At 50.0% G+C, this 18,178-nt stretch carries 3 protein-coding genes; all 3 read left to right on the top strand.

Going from position 1 to position 18,178, the window contains the following annotated elements; all coding sequences use genetic code 11:
• The first annotated feature begins 35 nt into the window (after positions 1 to 35).
• From GA0116948_RS00495 to GA0116948_RS00485, 3 genes are read left to right on the top strand one after another with little or no spacing between them, the layout of a single operon-like run.
• Positions 36 to 8,744: a non-ribosomal peptide synthetase gene (locus tag GA0116948_RS00495; protein ID WP_165798307.1), complete on the top strand. Its 8,709-nt coding sequence runs from the start codon at positions 36 to 38 to the stop codon at positions 8,742 to 8,744.
• A 29-nt stretch (positions 8,745 to 8,773) separates the two neighbouring features.
• Positions 8,774 to 16,369, top strand: coding sequence for a hybrid non-ribosomal peptide synthetase/type I polyketide synthase (locus GA0116948_RS00490; RefSeq protein ID WP_089707905.1), 7,596 nt, complete (start codon positions 8,774 to 8,776; stop codon positions 16,367 to 16,369).
• 49 nt (positions 16,370 to 16,418) lie between these two features.
• Entirely contained in the window at positions 16,419 to 18,170 is a 1,752-nt protein-coding gene (locus tag GA0116948_RS00485) for a carbamoyltransferase family protein (protein ID WP_089707903.1), read from the top strand.
• The last annotated feature ends 8 nt before the right edge of the window (positions 18,171 to 18,178 follow it).

The raw sequence follows: 18,178 nt of genomic DNA, 5'->3' as shown, positions 1-18,178 counted from the left end.
CTATGAATGCTAACTCGAGGTTAAATACTTCCGCCATGAATAAGAACAGGAACCTGGCAGCAAGGTATTATTGGCAAAGTCGTTTCCAGGATTTTAATATCGTTAAATGTTTTGAAGACCCCGCTGTTAATACTGCAGGTGGAGCCAGGGAAATGGTGATCCTGCCCGTTGACCCTGCTGTTATTACGCAGCTGTACCAGGTAGCAGGCAGCGAAGTATCCCGTGGCGCCTTGTTGCTGGCGGTGGTTAGCTTGCTTGCGTATAAATGCAGCCATGAAGAAAATGTGTGCATATTTACGCCGGCTGCTACCGGCGGCAAACTGATTCCTTTCCGTGCGGCACATCCCGGCAACCATAGTTTTCATGCGTATTTAAAATTAATAGCCGGTGATTATGTAAACGACAACCGGTATAGTGATTATTTATCTGACACGTTTCTTCCAGGCGCCATTCAGGATGCTGTGGGCCTTACCTGGCACAATTGGCCGGATCATGAGCCAAAACCTGGATTACTGTTCCAATTCAGCCTGGCATCTTCTGCGCTGCATATTTATGCCGGTGAAGCTTATAGTGCAGCCTATGCAAGGCAGACAGGTACTTACTGTCTGCACCTGCTGCAGGCGGCTTTGGCAGATCCTGAAGGGCAGGTATCGGCGCTGCCGTTACAGGCGCCATCCGTACTTTCTGAGGCAGCGGCGCAGTTTAACAGTACAGCAACAGCATTGCCCGCAGCACAAACTATACTGGATGTATTCCGTGCTAAAGTAGCGGAACACCCCGGGGCTATTGCGTTTGAATATGCTGGCAGCAGCTATGACTACCATGCGCTTGATGCATGGTCGGATAAGGTGGCCGCGTTCCTCATCAGCCGCTATCACATCAAAAAAGGCGAACTGGTATGCATCCTGCTCGGGCGGGAAGAATGGCTGCTTCCGGTAATATTAGGTGTAATGAAAACGGGTGCAGTATATGTACCTGTGGATCCAGTGTATGCGGAAGGGCGTATTGATGAGATCCTGCAAACACCTGGAACAGCGCTTGTTATTACCCGGAATGCTTTTCGCCGGAACTGGCAAAACCTTGCCGTGATGAACCTTGATGAAGAGCATAAAGCGGTATTCACATCTCCCGAAATTATTTTACCACACAACAGCGGAGAAACGCTGGCCTATATACTTTTTACATCCGGATCTACTGGTGTGCCAAAAGGCGTAATGATTCCACATCGTTCTTTACTGAATTATATTCATTGGGCAGCTGCATATTATGTACAAGGCCATGCTGCGGTATCGCCTTTATTTACCTCTATATCATTTGACCTTACCGTAACCGCCCTTTTTATGCCGCTGTATACCGGCGGAACTGTGCTGGTGGCGCCTGAACAAGCCGAAGAAAATATAGTGGCAGCATGGCTGGCAAACGACCGGGTAACGGTGATAAAAGTAACGCCTTCCCAGTTGAAAACAGTATTGTACGCACCTGCTATAAGTATCAATAGCAACAAACCGCCAAAGAAAATTATTGTAGGAGGAGAGGCTTTTCCGGCGGCGCTCGCATTTGCAGTGTATGAAAAGCTGCAGGGGCATGTGGAAATTTATAACGAGTACGGCCCTACGGAGGCCACTGTTGGCTGCATGATTCACCGGTATACACCCGCAGAGGAAGGTATGACGGTGCCTGTAGGGACGCCGGTTTTTAACACCGGTATTTATTTGCTGGATGAACACCTGTGCCATGTGCCGGATGGCATTCCCGGCCATTTATATATTGCCGGTACCGGGTTGGCGGCAGGTTATATACACCAGCCGGCATTGACGGCAGAAAAATTTATTGACAATCCGTTTGCAGCGGGTAGCAAAATGTATAAAACCGGGGATATTGCGGTACGTGATATCGCAGGCAGACTGTATTACAAAGGCCGTGCGGATGACCAGGTAAAGATTCGTGGCTTTCGTATAGAGCCTGGTGAAATTGAACAAAGAATAACCCAATACGAGGGTGTAAATGCCGCCGTGGTGGTGCTCCGCAAACGTGTCGATGATGCATACCTGAGTGCATTTTATGAGGCAGGCCGGGAGGTAACGCCGGAAAAGCTCCGGGCATATCTCGCTGGTGTATTGCCGGCGTATATGCTGCCCGCTTTTTTTACACAGCTGCCACGTTTACCCCTTACCGTTAACGGAAAGGTAAACCGCAATGCATTACCAGAAGAGGTATTGCTGGAAACACAGATCACTGCACCGGCAACGGATACGGAGCATGCCCTGCGTAACCTTTGGGCCGCCGTGTTGCAGCTGGGTGAAATGCAGATCAGTACCAGCCGCAGCTTTTTTGAGTTAGGCGGGCATTCGTTGAAAGCAATGGAGCTTACCAGCGCTATCCGTTCTTCTATGCAAAAGCAACTGCCTTTGCGGTTTGTTTTCAGTCATACCACTATCAGCGCGCAGGCTGCCTTACTGGATACGCTTCCGGTTAGCCACGCCGGCAGTATGATAGCGCCGGCGCCGTTGCAAAAATATTACCCGCTTTCCTCAGCACAGCGACGATTATATTTCCTGCAACAATATGCCTCCGCAGGTACTGCTTATAATATGCCCCGGTTTTTGCAGGTTAAGGGCAACTTACAACCGGCAAAACTGGAAGAGGCTTTCCGGCAGCTGCTGCAACGGCATGAAATATTACGCACCCGTTTTGTGCTGCAAAACGGAGAGCCCGTACAGGAAATATTAGAAACCATCCCCTTCAGTATTACGCATTACACGGAAGATGATGACGCGGCAATGAAAGATTTTGTGCGCCCGTTCGACCTGGCAACAGGCGGATTGGTAAAGGTAGGGCTGCTCAGGCAGAGCGAATCCGCGTATCTCCTGATGCTGGATATCCATCACATTGTTACAGATGGCATTTCGCAAACGTTGCTAACAAACGAGCTGATGTCGCTGTACAATGGCGCAGGTTTACCTGCGGTATCATTGCATTATAAAGATTATGTTCAATGGATGCAGTGCGGGGAACAGCAAGCCCTTATGGAGTCGCATGCTTACTTCTGGGCGGATCAGTTCAGGGAGTTGCCGCCGGCCACCGATTTGCCTGCCGACTACGAAAGGCCCGCGGTAAAGGATTATCGCGGCGCGAGCTTCTCCTTTCATTTTACCGTTGATGAAACAGCCAGGTTGCAACAATTTGCCAGGCAGGAAAATGTAACCATGTTTATGTTGTTGCTGGCGGTGTATAACGTATTGCTGGCGCACCTGAGCGCCAATGAAGATATTGTTACCGGCACCGGCGTAGCTGGCCGCGAACATCCGGATACCCGCAAAATGATGGGGATGTTTGTGAATACGCTGGCCCTGCGTAATTACCCGGAGGGCACCAAAACATTCAAAGCATTTCTGGCAGAGGTACGCAAAAACACCCTTTCGTGTTTTGAGCATCAGGCTTATCCTTTTGAAGCGCTTACTGCTAAACTGCAACCGGAAAGAAATGAATCGCGCCATCCTTTGTTTGATGTAATGTTTGCCTATAATAATTTTGAGACGGGTGAACTGGCCTTCGGCGACCTGGCAGTGGAAGTATGCCCGGTGCCGGTTACAAATGCCAAGTTCGACTTGATGCTCACGGTGTCTGAGCTGGATCAGCAGCTTTCGCTTGATTTCAATTACGCGTTAAGTCTTTTCAGTGCTGCTACTGTGTCGCGGTTCGCCGATTACTTCAGGCACATAGCGTTGAAGGTAACAGACAACCCGTTGGTGTTGCTGCAGGATGGGTTTGAGCTGCCTGCCGGTGAACAGCAGGCTTTGCTCGCCAAAGGCGACAACACCGCCGGATTTAAAATGGATCAAACCATCAATGCACTGTTTGATACACAGGTGAAACGCAGCCCGGAGGCTATCGCGTTAAAATTCAGGGACCAGGTACTTACCTATGCCGCGCTCAATGATCAGGCAAACCGCCTGGCGGCTTACCTGGTAAATGCAGGTGTTACCACCGGCATACTGGTGCCGCTTTGTGTTCGGCGATCTATAGACCAGATGGTGGCCATACTCGCCATTCTGAAGGCAGGAGGCGCTTATGCACCCATAGACAGCGACTATCCAGAACCACGGGTAAAGTATCTGCTGGATGACCTGCAGGCGCCTTTTGTACTTGCGGATGATTTATTTACCGTGGCGGTGGATGTGCCGGTACTTCATTTACCAACCGTGCTCGCCGGCCTCGATAAAAATGCACCTTGCCCGGCGCCGGTAGCAGTAAGTCCGGAAGACCTGGCCTATATAAATTACACCTCAGGCAGCACCGGCAACCCCAAAGGGGTGCTGATCCGCCATGGGTCGGTGATCCGGCTGCTGGATCTTAATGATATGGTGTTGGATAACAGCACCGTTACCCTGCAGCTGTCGTCCATCTCTTTTGATGCCGCCACTTTTGAAATCTGGGCATCACTCCTCAGCGGGGGAACGGTAGTGGTATATCCGGATACTTATATAGAAGCAGATGTGTTAAACAACGTGATTGCTACCCACCAGGTGAATACCTTGTGGCTTACCATCGGTTTGCTGGAGCAATGGAGTGAACATGATATCGACCACCTGAAAATCCGCTATGTGCTCACGGGCGGAGACATCGTTCATCCGGAAGTGATAGCCAGGGTACACCGCAAGCTGCCAGAGGTAACGCTTTACAGCTGTTACGGGCAAACAGAGAATACCACTTTCACGAGCTTATACAAAACGAATCGCAACAGTACACTACCACGAATCCCCATTGGCAGCCCCATAGCAGGTACCAGTGTATATGTGCTGAACAAAGCGCTTGCGCTGACGCCTCCGGGAACGGTAGGCGAATTGTTTACGGGCGGCGCAGGGCTGGCTACAGGTTATCTGCATAATGAAGCGCTTACAGGCGAGAAGTTTATTGATCATCCTTTTTGTAAAAACGAAAAGTTATACCGCACCGGCGACCTGGCAAAGTGGATGCCTGACGGGAACCTGGTATTTGCGGGTCGCGCAGACAGCCAGGTGAAGATCCGCGGATTTCGCGTAGAGCCCGGAGAAATAGAAAGTGTGCTGATTCGCCATCAGGCTATACAGGAAGTAGCGGTAAGCATTCGGGAGGTTGACAGGGAAAAATGCCTGGTAGCGTATTATGTGGCAGCGGAGCCGGTTTCGGCAGACCAGTTACGGGCTTACCTGTCGGCCTTATTGCCCGCTTACATGATTCCCGGTTACTTTATGGCCCTGCCGAAATTTCCGCTGTCATCCAGCGGGAAAATAGACAGGAAGGCGCTGCCGGCTATGTTGGCAGCGCCGGAAACAGGGGTGTTGCCAACAACAGCTACCGAAAAAGCGCTGGCAACTATCTGGAGTCAGTTGCTGAAATTACCCGCAGAAAAGTTACCGGCAGATAAAAGCTTTTTTGAGCTGGGAGGTCACTCGCTAACCGCCATGGAACTCATTAACCGTATTGCCCGCGAAATGCAGCAGCGGATTTCACTGCGTACACTTTTTGCGCATAATAAAATCCGTGACCTGGCGGCCTGGGTAGACGCACAGCAGGTTGAAAAGATATATAGTAAAATACCACGCGCACCGCAACAGGAATGCTACGAACTTACCGCAGCGCAACAGCGGCTCTACTTTCTGCAGGCATACGAACCGCAATCGGTTAGCTATAATATGCCGCAGTATATCCGCCTGAAAGGCAGGCCGGATCTATTACGCCTGGAAAAAGCATTTCAGGATTTACAGCAACTGCACCATAATTTACGTACCCGTTTTGTATTCAATAACGGCCGGCCCATGCAGGAAGTAATGGATACTGCCGGTATCTCCATCATACACTACCACCCGGTGGCGGGAAATATTGAACCGCAGCTGCGAAAATTTGTACAACCCTTCCAACTCGAACAGGGGCCGCCGATCCGGTTAGGCTGGATAACCATATCAGCAGATGAACAGGTGCTGTTGTTAGATATGCATCACATCATCACCGATGGAATAACGCAGCAGATCCTGGTACGCGACCTGGTAACATTATACAACGGCCAAACACCAAACGAACCGGCCTTGCAGTATGAAGATTATGCCGCATGGGTGAATAGCGGGTATTACCAGGAGCTCATTCGGCAACAGGGGGTTTTCTGGCAGCAGCTATACTATGATATTCCGCAAACGTTGCAGCTGCCGCAGGATTATGATCGTCCGCTTGTGAAGGATAATACCGGCGCCAATTTCAGCCTGCAGCTTTCTTTACAGGAAACAGCCGCCCTGCAACAACTGGCGGCAAAGGAAGACGTGACGATTTTTATGTTGCTGATGGCTGTTTATAATGTACTGTTACATCGTTTAAGCGGTCAGGAAGATATTGTAGTGGGTACACCTGTGAGCGGGCGGCAGCATCCCGACCTGGGAAACATTGCCGGCTTGTTTGTGAATACGCTCGCGATGCGCAACCGGCCATCCGGCGCCAAAACTTTCAGTTTCTTCCTGCAGGAAGTACGCAGCCATACGCTGGCCTGCCTGGAACACCAGGATTATCCTTTTACAGCATTGATTACGGCGCTTCAGCTTCCCCGCACTACGGCGCATCATCCGTTGTTTGAAGTGTTTTTTGCCTTTGAAAATTTTCAGGATGAACCGCTTGAAATGGAAGGAGTGGAGGCAAGCAGTTTCAGCGCCAGTAATGACGTGGCCAAATTTGACCTGGTACTCACCGCCAGGGAAGCAGCAAAAAGATTACACTGCGATTTTACCTATGCCGTTGCACTCTTTAATGAAGCAACTGTGGCAAGGTTTGCCGGGTATTTTCATGAGATCCTCAAAACAATAACAGATAACCCGGGTATAGCACTGGCAGATATCCGGTTGATACCGGAAGCACAGTTGACCAGCCTGATCGGGGAAGGCTATGAGCAGGCTAACTATCCGCAGTCAGATACAATCATCCGCCTTTTTGAACAACAGTTACACCATAGCCCCAACGCGGTGGCCGCAGTGTTTAACGGAACACCGCTGACTTATTACCAACTGTCGGTAAAAGTAAATGCACTTACAGCAGCCATGCGCGGCAAAGGCGTAGGCCACGGAGATAAAGTAGTGGTGCTGATCGATCATTCTTTTGAATTGCTGGTTTCCATCCTGGCTACCATGAAATGCGGCGCTGCCTTTGTGCCGGTGGATACCGGGTGGCCGCTTTTACGGCAGCAGGAATGTGTGGCACGTATTCGTCCTGCACTCGTACTGTGTAATGCAGACCACGATGCAGCCCAATGGGAACAAGGGTTCCGGGTAAGTCTTTCTCACCTGCATGATCCTGGTGTTGTAGCTGCCACACCGGTATCGGGAGATGACCTGGTATATATCATATTTACTTCTGGTTCTACCGGTACGCCAAAAGGAGTAGCCGTTTGCTATGCCGGTTTAATGAACCGCCTGCATTGGATGAATGACTGCTTCGGTGCGGCTGCGGCGGGATCGGTATTACATACCACGCGTTATGTATACGACAGTGCGGTGTGGGAACTATGCTGGCCGCTGATGAATGGTGGAAAAACCATCATCACGGAACCGGCTGTACTCACGGATACACTGCGGATGTTACAGCTGATTGATGCCTATAAGGTAACGATCGCCGACTTTGTACCTTCTGTATTTAATACGCTGCTGGAACAGATTGAAGATGGCGGCCGCCACAGGCTGCCGGCATCCTTACAATATGTGATCCTGGGAGGAGAAGAAATGTCGGGGCAGAAAGCACACCGCTTTTATCAGTATTATCCCGACGTGCGTATTATTAACCTGTATGGCCCTACCGAGGCTACTATCGGTTGCGTATACCATGAGGTACAGTTAAATGAAACCGGCCGTATTCCCATTGGTAAGGCCATCGCTAATGTATCCTTACGGATCATGGATAAATATGGCAACGATGTGCCACCGGGAGTAAGCGGGGAACTGTGGATAGCAGGTGTATGCCTGGCCAGGGAATATTACGGCGAGCCTTCCCTCACGGCAGAACGCTTCGTTACAGAACCACGTACAGGCGTACGTTACTATAAAACCGGCGACCAGGTGCGTTGCTTACCTAATGGTAATATTGATTTCATGGGAAGGATAGACGACCAGGTAAAACTGCGTGGCTACCGGATAGAACTGGGTGAAATTATGAACCGCCTTTCAGCATATCCTGCTGTCAGAGAATCGGTGGTAGTGATAAAAGAACAGGGGCGGGCGAAATATATTGTGGCTTACTATGTAGCCGCAGCGCCTGTTGCACCGGCATTGCTGGGCAACTTTTTGGCAGGTCAGTTACCGGCTTATATGATCCCATCCTATTTCTGTCATCTGAAAGAATTGCCGATGATACCGGGAGGGAAGGTAAACAGGGCCTTATTACCGGAGCCGGAATGGCAACAAACAGAAGGCTATGTAGTGCCTGCCGGGTATACGGAGGAACTGCTGGCGGGTATCTGGTCTTCGCTGCTGGAAATATCAGTAACGGCGGTCAGCGCACAGGCTAACTTTTTTGAAATGGGGGGTAACTCCCTGATGCTGGTTTCACTGGTATCTAAAGTAACCCAAACATTACAGGTGCCATTACATATTGCAGATGTGTTCAGGTACCCTACCATTGCCTCACTGGCGGCATTCCTGAATGGAGCGGCAGTACCTGCCAACGAAAAAGAACCGGCAGTAACGGCAGATTCCCTCAGCAGCACCCTGAAATTATTTGACCTTTCTGAGTAATACTACCTCATCACCCATAAAAAAATGTTATGAAAGAAACTGGCCTTACAGGACTGGAAGTTGCTGTGATTGGGTATGCGGCAAGGATAAACGATTGTCTTTCTGCGGAAGCTTACTGGGAAAAGCTCGTAAAGAGCGAAGAAACCTTTCAGCATTACAGTACAGCTGAACTGACCGCATTGGGCGTACGCCCTGAAATATACGAACATCCGGAATACGTACCGGTTGCGGGCCGCCTCAGCGAACGGGAAGCTTTTGATGCACAGTTTTTTGGATATACGCCTGCAGAAGTGAATATGATGGACCCGCAGATCCGTATTTTCCATGAAATGGTTTACAATGCCCTGGAAATGGCGGGTTATGCTCCTGGTAAAACTGCGCAGCAGATAGGATTATATGCCTCCGCCGGCGACAGCGCTATCTGGCAGGCATTGGTGTCGCTCGCGGGTGGTACCGGGGGGATGGAAAGCGGTTTTTTATCCAATAAAGATTACCTGTGTTCCTTAATCAACTATAAACTAAACCTCCGTGGCCCTGCGCTTTTTATGCAAACGGCCTGCTCTTCTTCATTGGTAGCGGTGCACCAGGCGGTACGCGCTTTGCTTACAGGCGACTGCGGAATAGCTGTGGCTGGAGGCGTGGCAGTATCCCTGCTGGATACCGGCGGCTATATGTACGAAGAAAATTCGATCTACTCCCGGGATGGCCATTGCCGTGCTTTTGATGAAGCCGGTAATGGTACGCTGAAAGGCGAAGGCGGCGGCGCTGTGGTGTTGAAAAAATACCAGGATGCGCTGCGCGACCGTGATACGATCTATGCGGTGATCAAAGGATCTGCTGTTAATAACGATGGCAGTGAAAAAGTTGGCTTTACGGCGCCCGGTGTAAGAGGGCAGCAGGAAGTGGTGAAAAAGTCGTTGCGTATTGCCGGGGTGGAAGCCCGCGATATCAGTTATGTGGAAATGCATGGCACAGGTACGCGGCTGGGCGACCCGGTAGAATTTCAGGCATTGTCGGATGCTTTTGGCAGGCAGCCGCAGAAAATACCTGTGGGTTCTGTAAAAACAAATATCGGCCACCTGGATGCTGCTGCGGGTATTGCATCACTGATCAAAGTGATATTGATGTTGCAGCATCGCGTTATTCCTGCCAGCCTGCATTTTTCCCGCCCCAATCCGAATATTGCATTTGAAGAAAGCCCGTTTTATGTAAATACTGTTTGCAGCCCCTGGAAGCCTGTTAACGGCAAATTACGTGCAGGCATCAGCTCACTGGGCATTGGCGGCACCAATTGCCACCTGGTGGTGGAAGAGCCGGAAAAACAACCGCCTGCTGAGGTGGCGCCGGGGGAGCATTATGTGCACCTATCTGCACGCTCGCCGGAAATACTGCGCAGCATGACCAGCAACCTGGTGAAATACCTGGCCGAGCATCCTGCTGCCAGGCTGGTGGACCTTGCATATACCACGCATTGCGGCCGTGCTGATTTCAACTGCCGGATGGCCGTTGGCGCGGATTCCATTGCTTCGCTGGCCGGTAAATTATCAGCATTGAAATGGCCGGCAGCATACAGTCATCCGGCACGTAAAATTGTATTTGCTTTTACCGGTCAGGGTTCTCAGTATATGGAGATGGCGAAAGATCTTTACAGGGAGCTGCCTTCATTCAAACATAGCATGGATGAATGCTTTGTCCTGATCGCTGATTATTATGGATTATCTGTAAAAGAGATATTATTTCCTGCAACAGGGGAAGTTGATGATCGTATTCATGATACCTTATACGCACAGCTCACCATCTTTGCTATCAGCTATGCAATGGCCAGGCTGCTGATTGAAATGGGCGTGCAGCCTGCCGCCGTTATCGGCCATAGTATCGGTGAATATGTAGCCGCCGTGATAGCAGGTATGTGGGATTTGCAAACGGCCATCCGTGTGGTGGGAATGCGGGGTACCTTAATGCAGCAAACAGCGCCGGGTAAAATGTTCGCAGTATTTGAATCATTGGAAAACCTGGAAAGCTGGTTGCCGGAAGGCATAAGTGTAGCCGCGGTAAATGGCCCGCAGCTGGTAGTACTGGCGGGTGGGTTGCCCGCCATGGAAGCACTGGCTGCCACACTGGAAGATAAACAGATCAGTTACAAACCACTGCAAACAGCCTACGCATTTCATTCCGTATTAATGGATCCGGTACTGGAGGAATACCATACTTTTCTGCAGGATTTTCCTTGTAAGAAAAATCAGTTGCCACTGATCTCCAATGTATCGGGTAAATGGCTGGAAGAGGCGCCGGATGCCCGGTATTGGGCCACCCACCTGCGACAGACAGTGAATTTTGCAGCTGGCATACAAGTGCTGCTGGATAATGGGTATGATACTTTTGTGGAAATAGGACCCGGTCAGCAGCTGACTAAAATAATACGCGGACTGCTTGCAGATAAGCAAGTATTGCTTTGCAATACCCTCCGCAATGCCAGCGAGCCGGTAAACGACCGGAGCTACCTTTCAAAACATTTGTCGGCCTTATGGCAGGCAGGCCTGCACATTAAATGGGAATTGCTGTATGAGGCAACTACTGCCCGCAGAATTGCCTTGCCGGTTTATCCGTTTGAAAAAACATTGTTCCCCTTATCCACAGCGCTGCAACAGGTAATAGCCCGAATTTCCGGGCAGGCATTGCCCATACCGGATACGGATACACGTAAAGCGGAAAGCAACTGGTTGTACCAGGAAGTATGGAGAGCAGAAAAGCTGCCCCCCGCACTTTATCCGCCTGCCGGCAGCACGGTATTGGTATTCTGCGATCGCACCGGGCATGCAGCGCATATAGCAGGGCAGCTTACTGCGGCAAACATCAATACCATCCTGGTAGATCAGGGCACATCGTTTCATCAGTACCACGATGGCTACTATTTGCTGGACCCATCAGATATGAATGGCTATCAACAGCTGATGGCAGCTGTTACAGCCGGTGGACATCGCATTGGCGCCATCCTGCATGCTTACCAGCTGGATGATGCCGGACAGGTGGTAGACGCGGCATTGCATGCCGGCTACCTGAGCCTGGCCTATCTCGTGAAAGCGCTGGTAGCTGCCGGTATAGAAGAACCAATTGAATTGTCTGTTCTTAGTACTGCAACCATTCAGACTACGGAAACCGAAAAGTTAGACCCGCTGAAAGCCATGGCCCTTGGCGCATTAAAGATCATCGCCACAGAGCATAGCAATTTGCGTTGCCGCTTCCTGGATGTAAAACCGGAAGAACTGTTCAATAACGCCACCGCAATTTTGCAGGCACTGTTTGCAGCATCTACCCCTATCCTGGCAGCTTTCCGTGGAACGGAATGGCTGTTACCCGAAATGAACGCCATCCATTCGCCCGCTGATACGGTGGTATTACAAAGCGATGGCTGTTACCTGGTTACAGGCGCTTTTGGAGGTATGGGCTTCGCCGCCGCCAGCGACCTGGCCAAACGGCATCCCGTAAAACTGGCGCTTCTGGGCAGGAGTACATTTCCGCAGGAACAGTATTGGGAGCAATGGTTAGCATCTCATGCGCCGGATGATATTACCAGCCAGCAGATACTTCGGTTACGCGAAATGAAAGCAGCAGGCACAGAAGTATTGTTGCTGCAGGCAGATGTAGCTTCGTTCGACGATATGCGGGATGCCATAGCAAGAACTACTGCAGCTTTTGGCCGCATCAACGGCATCATCTTCGCCGCCGGTGTAATTGACTATGATGGCGTAATCCGCCGGAGAGAAAAAGAACAGCTGATCCGTAATATACGCTGTAAAGTACATGCTATCCTGCTGCTTCAGCAGTTAATAGATTTCAGTCAGCTTGATTTCGTAACCCTCTTCTCTTCTAATGGCAACCTGTACTACGAAGAAAAATTCGGCCAGGTCGCCTATAATGTGGCTAACGAATTTCTGAATGCTTATGCGCTGAGTAATGCCGCAACAGCTAATATTACCACTATCAACTGGTGCGACTGGAAACAGACGGGGATGAGTGTAAAGGCTTTGCAGAGGCGTGATACCAGCATGACTTCCGGGGAAGTAGCTCACTACCTCAGCAACGGGCTCAGTACCGAAGAAGGTGTTGAGGTATTGTGGCAGGCAATAGCCGCACCCGGCGCCAGTATAACGGTAAGCAAAGCAATGATCAAAGGCAGGCACCTGCCGGTGGAAAACAGGCCCGTACCACTGGCCACAGTACTGTTTAACCGTCCTGAAATGGCCACTGCCTACCGCGCACCTGCCAGCGCTATAGAAAAGGAACTGGCGAAAATATGCTGCCAGCTTTTTGGTATGGCGAAAGTGGGGATAGATGATGATTTTCTCGAAATTGGCGGCGACTCGCTGAAAGCGATCCATTACATCAACAGCGTGCGGAAAACGCTGGGCATAAAACTGTCGCTGGAAGATTTCTTTGCACATGCTACTATTGCCCGCCTGGCAACATTGGTTGAATCCAGAACAACACCGGCAATAGCAGGCAGCGTGGCACTACAACCCCTTATTCCTTTGCAGGATTTTGCCTTGCTGCCATCGCAAAACCGGTTGTTTATTCAACAGGGATTATTTCCGGATCAAACTTTTTATAACCAGGTATTCCTTTTTAAAACAGACGCTATTCCTGTGGAAAAGCTTACGGTTGCGCTCCGCGAATTGCTCAAAAGTCATGAAGTATTAAGGTCTTCCTTTTCACAAACCAACGGGAAGCTGGTGCAGCGGTTTCATACCAATGTTTCGCCGGATCTTACCTTTTATACATTGCAGGATAACTTCCCGCTGCCAGCAGCGCTGGCGGCCTTTGAGCGGCCTTTTAATCTTGAAAAACCTCCACTGTTCAGGGTAGCAGTTATCAAAGGCGGCAACACCGTGCCGCACGATTACCTGGCCATCGATCTGCATCATATCATTTCAGACGGTACCTCCAACCAGCGCTTCCTGGCGGATCTGTCTACTTTGCTGAATGATGGTAAACTACCAACGCCAACAACAGGTTTCCGGGATTACCTGGATTGGTTTTACAGCCCTGCAACACAAGCGGAGCTGGAAACGGAAGCCGGATACTGGCAGCAGCGGTTCCAGGATTATTCAATTCCTGCCGGTATGCCTACCGACTTCAAAAGAGGCCCGCAGCAAAGCCGGGAAGGCGCTAAGTTCCGATTTGCCATTTCGGCGCCACTTACCAGGCAGCTGCATGAAGTGGCCCGGCAACAGGGTGTTACGCTGTTCACTTTACAATTAGCGGCGCTGTATGTACTGATCCATAAACTCACGGGAGATACAGATTTTGTTATTGGCGGCACTCACCTTGGCCGCGACATAGGCGGATTTGAATCCGTGATGGGGATGTTTATTGAAACCCTGGCCTTCCGTAACCAGGTACATGGAAAAGATACCTTCAGCAGTTTGCTGGAACTGGTAAAAAGCAATACCTACCGCGATTTTGATAACCGGCGCTATCCGTTTGAACTGCTCGTTGAATGGTTACGTTTACCTAAAAACATGAGCCGTAACCCGCTTTTTGATATCGCTTTTTCTTCGGATGACCTGGATTCAACGGCAACAGGTAATGCGCCTGACAATAAATATAATATTGAATTTTCAACGCACCAGCAACTGCAGGTAAGCTTCGACCTGTTATTTACTTACAGCCAGGCCAATGATGCCCTGCAATACTGTATCACTTATAACAAAGGTTTATATAAAGAGGCTACGATCCGGGCCTGCAGCGACTTTTACACGCAGATACTCGAACAGCTCGCAGCAGCTCCCGGTATGTTGATAGAACATATCACCCTGCGTAACAACACCAGCATCCCGCTGCCGGTTCCTGCCAAAGGGCGCCAGGGGCATATCCTGGCGCAGATCACGCAGCTGGCTGCGCAGCAGGGCAGCGAAATGGCGATAACCGATGAAGGTAACATCACCAGCTACCAGGAACTGATTACCTCCGCCGACAGGATGGCCCGCTACCTGCTGGAGCACTGTAACATACAACCAGGCAATCGTGTGGGCATATTGCTGGAACGCTCTGCACATACCATCATAGCCATGCTGGCCGTTATGCGGGTTAATGCCGTATTTGTACCGATAGATATTTCGCTGCCGGAGCAGCGCATTTATTATATGCTGGAAACAGCCCAATGTAAAGCGCTGGTAACCGTTGCTGATAACATGTTTGAATACACGGGCCTGGATATCCCCGTTTTTGCCATCGATATTCAGCTGGAAACATTATCGGCACCTATGGATCAGCCGTTTGCCGGAAATGCAGGCGATCCTGCCTATATCCTCTTTACATCCGGTTCCACCGGTTATCCCAAAGGTGTGCTGATCAACCACGGCAGTTTATATAACTATATCAATTGGGCAAACCATTATTATTTCGGTGATGCGCCGGCATTAAAGATGCCTTTTTTCAGTGCCGTTTCTTTTGATTTTACCTTAACCAGTATATTTTCTCCGCTAACGAGAGGTGCGCATGTAGCAATTTACAGAGACAGCACAAACATCTATGACACGCTGAATGCCATCTTTACTGCAGGCACAGGTGCGGTAAAGGTAACGCCGGCACATATAGATCTGCTGGCATCTATGGATATTTCAGCAACAGGTATATCAGTTGCCATTGTTGGGGGAGAAGCGTTTTTGCCGCACCAGGTGGCACACCTGAAACGGTTGAACCCACATATGCAGCTATATAATGAGTATGGCCCAACGGAAGCTACAGTAGGCTGTGTGGCCGGACCGGTGGAAAATAACCAACCGGTTACCATCGGCACACCCATCGATGGCACACAGATATTTGTGGTGAATGAAGCGCTGGAATTATTACCGCCATTAGCGCCGGGCGAACTAATGATTTGTGGCGATGGCCTGGCTTCCGGCTACCTCGATGCTGCGCAAACGGCAGAGAAGTTTATACAGCTGCAAACGCCGGATGGCCCGGTACGTGCCTACCATTCAGGCGATAAAGGATATTACAACAGCGATGGCGTACTGGTTTTCCTGGGACGCCTGCATGCAGGCGGGCAGGTGAAAATCCGTGGTTACCGGATTGAATTGAAAGAGATTGAAGCGGTGCTGTTACGTTATGCAGGCATCCAGCGGGCGCTCGTGGTAGTGCGCAAGGTAAAAGAGGAGGAGCTGATTGTTGCCTATTATCTTTCCCAAACGCCACTGGAGGATAAAGCGATTAAAACTTACCTGCGGCAGCATTTACCAGAACAAATGATGCCGGCTGTGATCATGTGGCTGGATGTATTGCCGCTGAATCATAACGGGAAAGTGGATCTGCAGGCATTGCCCAAACCGCTGGAAGCGGCGGCGCCGGTGGAAAACATACCACACGGCAGCCTGGAATGGCGCCTCACACAAATCTGGGCGCGTGTGCTGCATACTGCTGCATCAGAATTTGGTATACACGACAGCTTCTTTAACGTAGGCGGAAATTCGCTGCGTGTACTGCAGCTGGCACAGTATATCGAACAGGAATTTAACGTACCGGTAGCCGTGGCTGCCATATTCGATATGGATACCATCCACACCTTTATACAGGGTTATTTAGAACAGCAACTGCGGGAAATGCCTGTTGTTACTGCATCTTAATTTGATTTATCTCTCTTCCTTTTTCCTATTCATCAATTAATCAACGCACATGAATATTATAGGTGTTTCCGCATTTTTTCATGATGCAGCCTGCTGTCTGCTGCAGAACGGTATCTTAAAATATGCTGCTGAAGAGGAGCGTTTTACCCGCAGAAAAGCTGATGCCTCTGCGCCTATCCACGCAATGAAATATTGTCTGCGGGAAGCTGGGTTATCCATTACGGATATTGATTGCCTGGCTTATTATGAGGACCCCTCCAAGAAGCTGGCGAGGCAGATCTGGAGCGGTATCCTGGGCCACCCGGGAGAGCTGCTGGGAAGTGTATCTCCCGGCCACGTGGAAACGCAGATACGTGAAGTATTAGGCTACCAGGGGCAAATAAAATATGTGGATCATCACCTCTCACATTCTGCCAGTTCATTTTACTTTTCCGGCTTCCGGGAATCGGCCGTATTTACAGTAGATGGCGTTGGGGAATGGGCTACCACCACCTATGGGGTGGGTAATGCAAAGGGAGTGAAAATATTTGAAGAAGTGGATTTCCCGGATTCATTGGGCTTGTTATACAGCACTATTACCAGTTACCTGGGCTTTGGTGTTAACGACGGTGAATATAAGGTAATGGGACTGGCGCCTTATGGCGCGCCCGGCTATGTAAAGCAAATGAGGCGCCTGGTGCAGATGGAAGCCGGTGGCAAATACAAACTCGATATGCGTTACTTCGATTTTCTGGCTGGCATATGCATGTATTCTCCTGAACTGGCAGAACTGTTTGGCCGCCCGCCCCGTATGGAAGATGCGGAAATGGAACAGTTTCACATGGATATTGCTAAAAGCCTGCAGGTAGTGCTGGAAGAGATTCTGCTGGAAAAGGCCCGCTATCTTCACGATTGTACGGGAATGGAAAACCTGTGTATGGCCGGTGGTGTAGCCTTAAATTGTGTTGCCAATGGTAAAGTGCTGAAACATGGCCCTTTCAAACAGTTGTTTGTACAGCCGGCAGCTAATGATGCAGGTGGTTGTATGGGGGCGGCAGCTTATGCTTATGTTGATCTCACCGGCGAGTCTATGCCGGTGGAGAAAATGAAGCACGTATATCTCGGGCCTGCCTACACCAACAATGATATCAAAAAATTTCTCGCACCTACAAATATTATTTATACAGATTGTACCGGCGACCCCGACAGGCTATGCACGCTTACCGCCGAAAAAATTAAGGAAGGCAAAGTAATTGGCTGGTTCCAGGGCCGCATGGAGTTTGGCCCAAGATCATTAGGCGCACGTTCCATCCTGGCCGATCCGCGTCATCCGTCTATGCGGGAACGTATCAATGCGATGGTTAAAAAAAGAGAAGGATTCAGACCCTTTGCGCCGGCAGTAATCGAACATCGCGCAGCTGAATACTTCGACCTCGATCATCCTTCCCCTTTTATGCTGGAAACCTGTCAGATGATTGCGGATGTATCCCTGCCAGCTATTACACATGTAGATGGATCTGCCAGGGTACAAACCGTAAATCCGCATACCAATCCAAGGTTTTACGCACTCCTCGAGGCATTCGACCGTATTACCGGCTGCCCGATTTTATTAAATACCTCTTTTAATATAAAAGGCGAACCGATTGTCTGCAATATTGAAGATGCGATGAAATGTTTTATCACGACAGATATCGATTGCCTCGTGATCGGCGATTTTATCATCAGCAGGGAAGAAAACAGCCTGGAACTACTGCAGTTCCTACTTATGCACGAAAGATCCATCTACAGCACGCTTAACCATAACGTTTACACATTCGTTTAATTCCCATC

The sequence above is a fragment of the Chitinophaga costaii genome, assembly GCF_900094705.1.
Taxonomy (GTDB): Bacteria; Bacteroidota; Bacteroidia; order Chitinophagales; family Chitinophagaceae; genus Chitinophaga; species Chitinophaga costaii.
The sequence above is the reverse complement of the archived record's forward strand: the minus strand, read 5'-3'. Positions and strand labels throughout refer to the sequence as shown.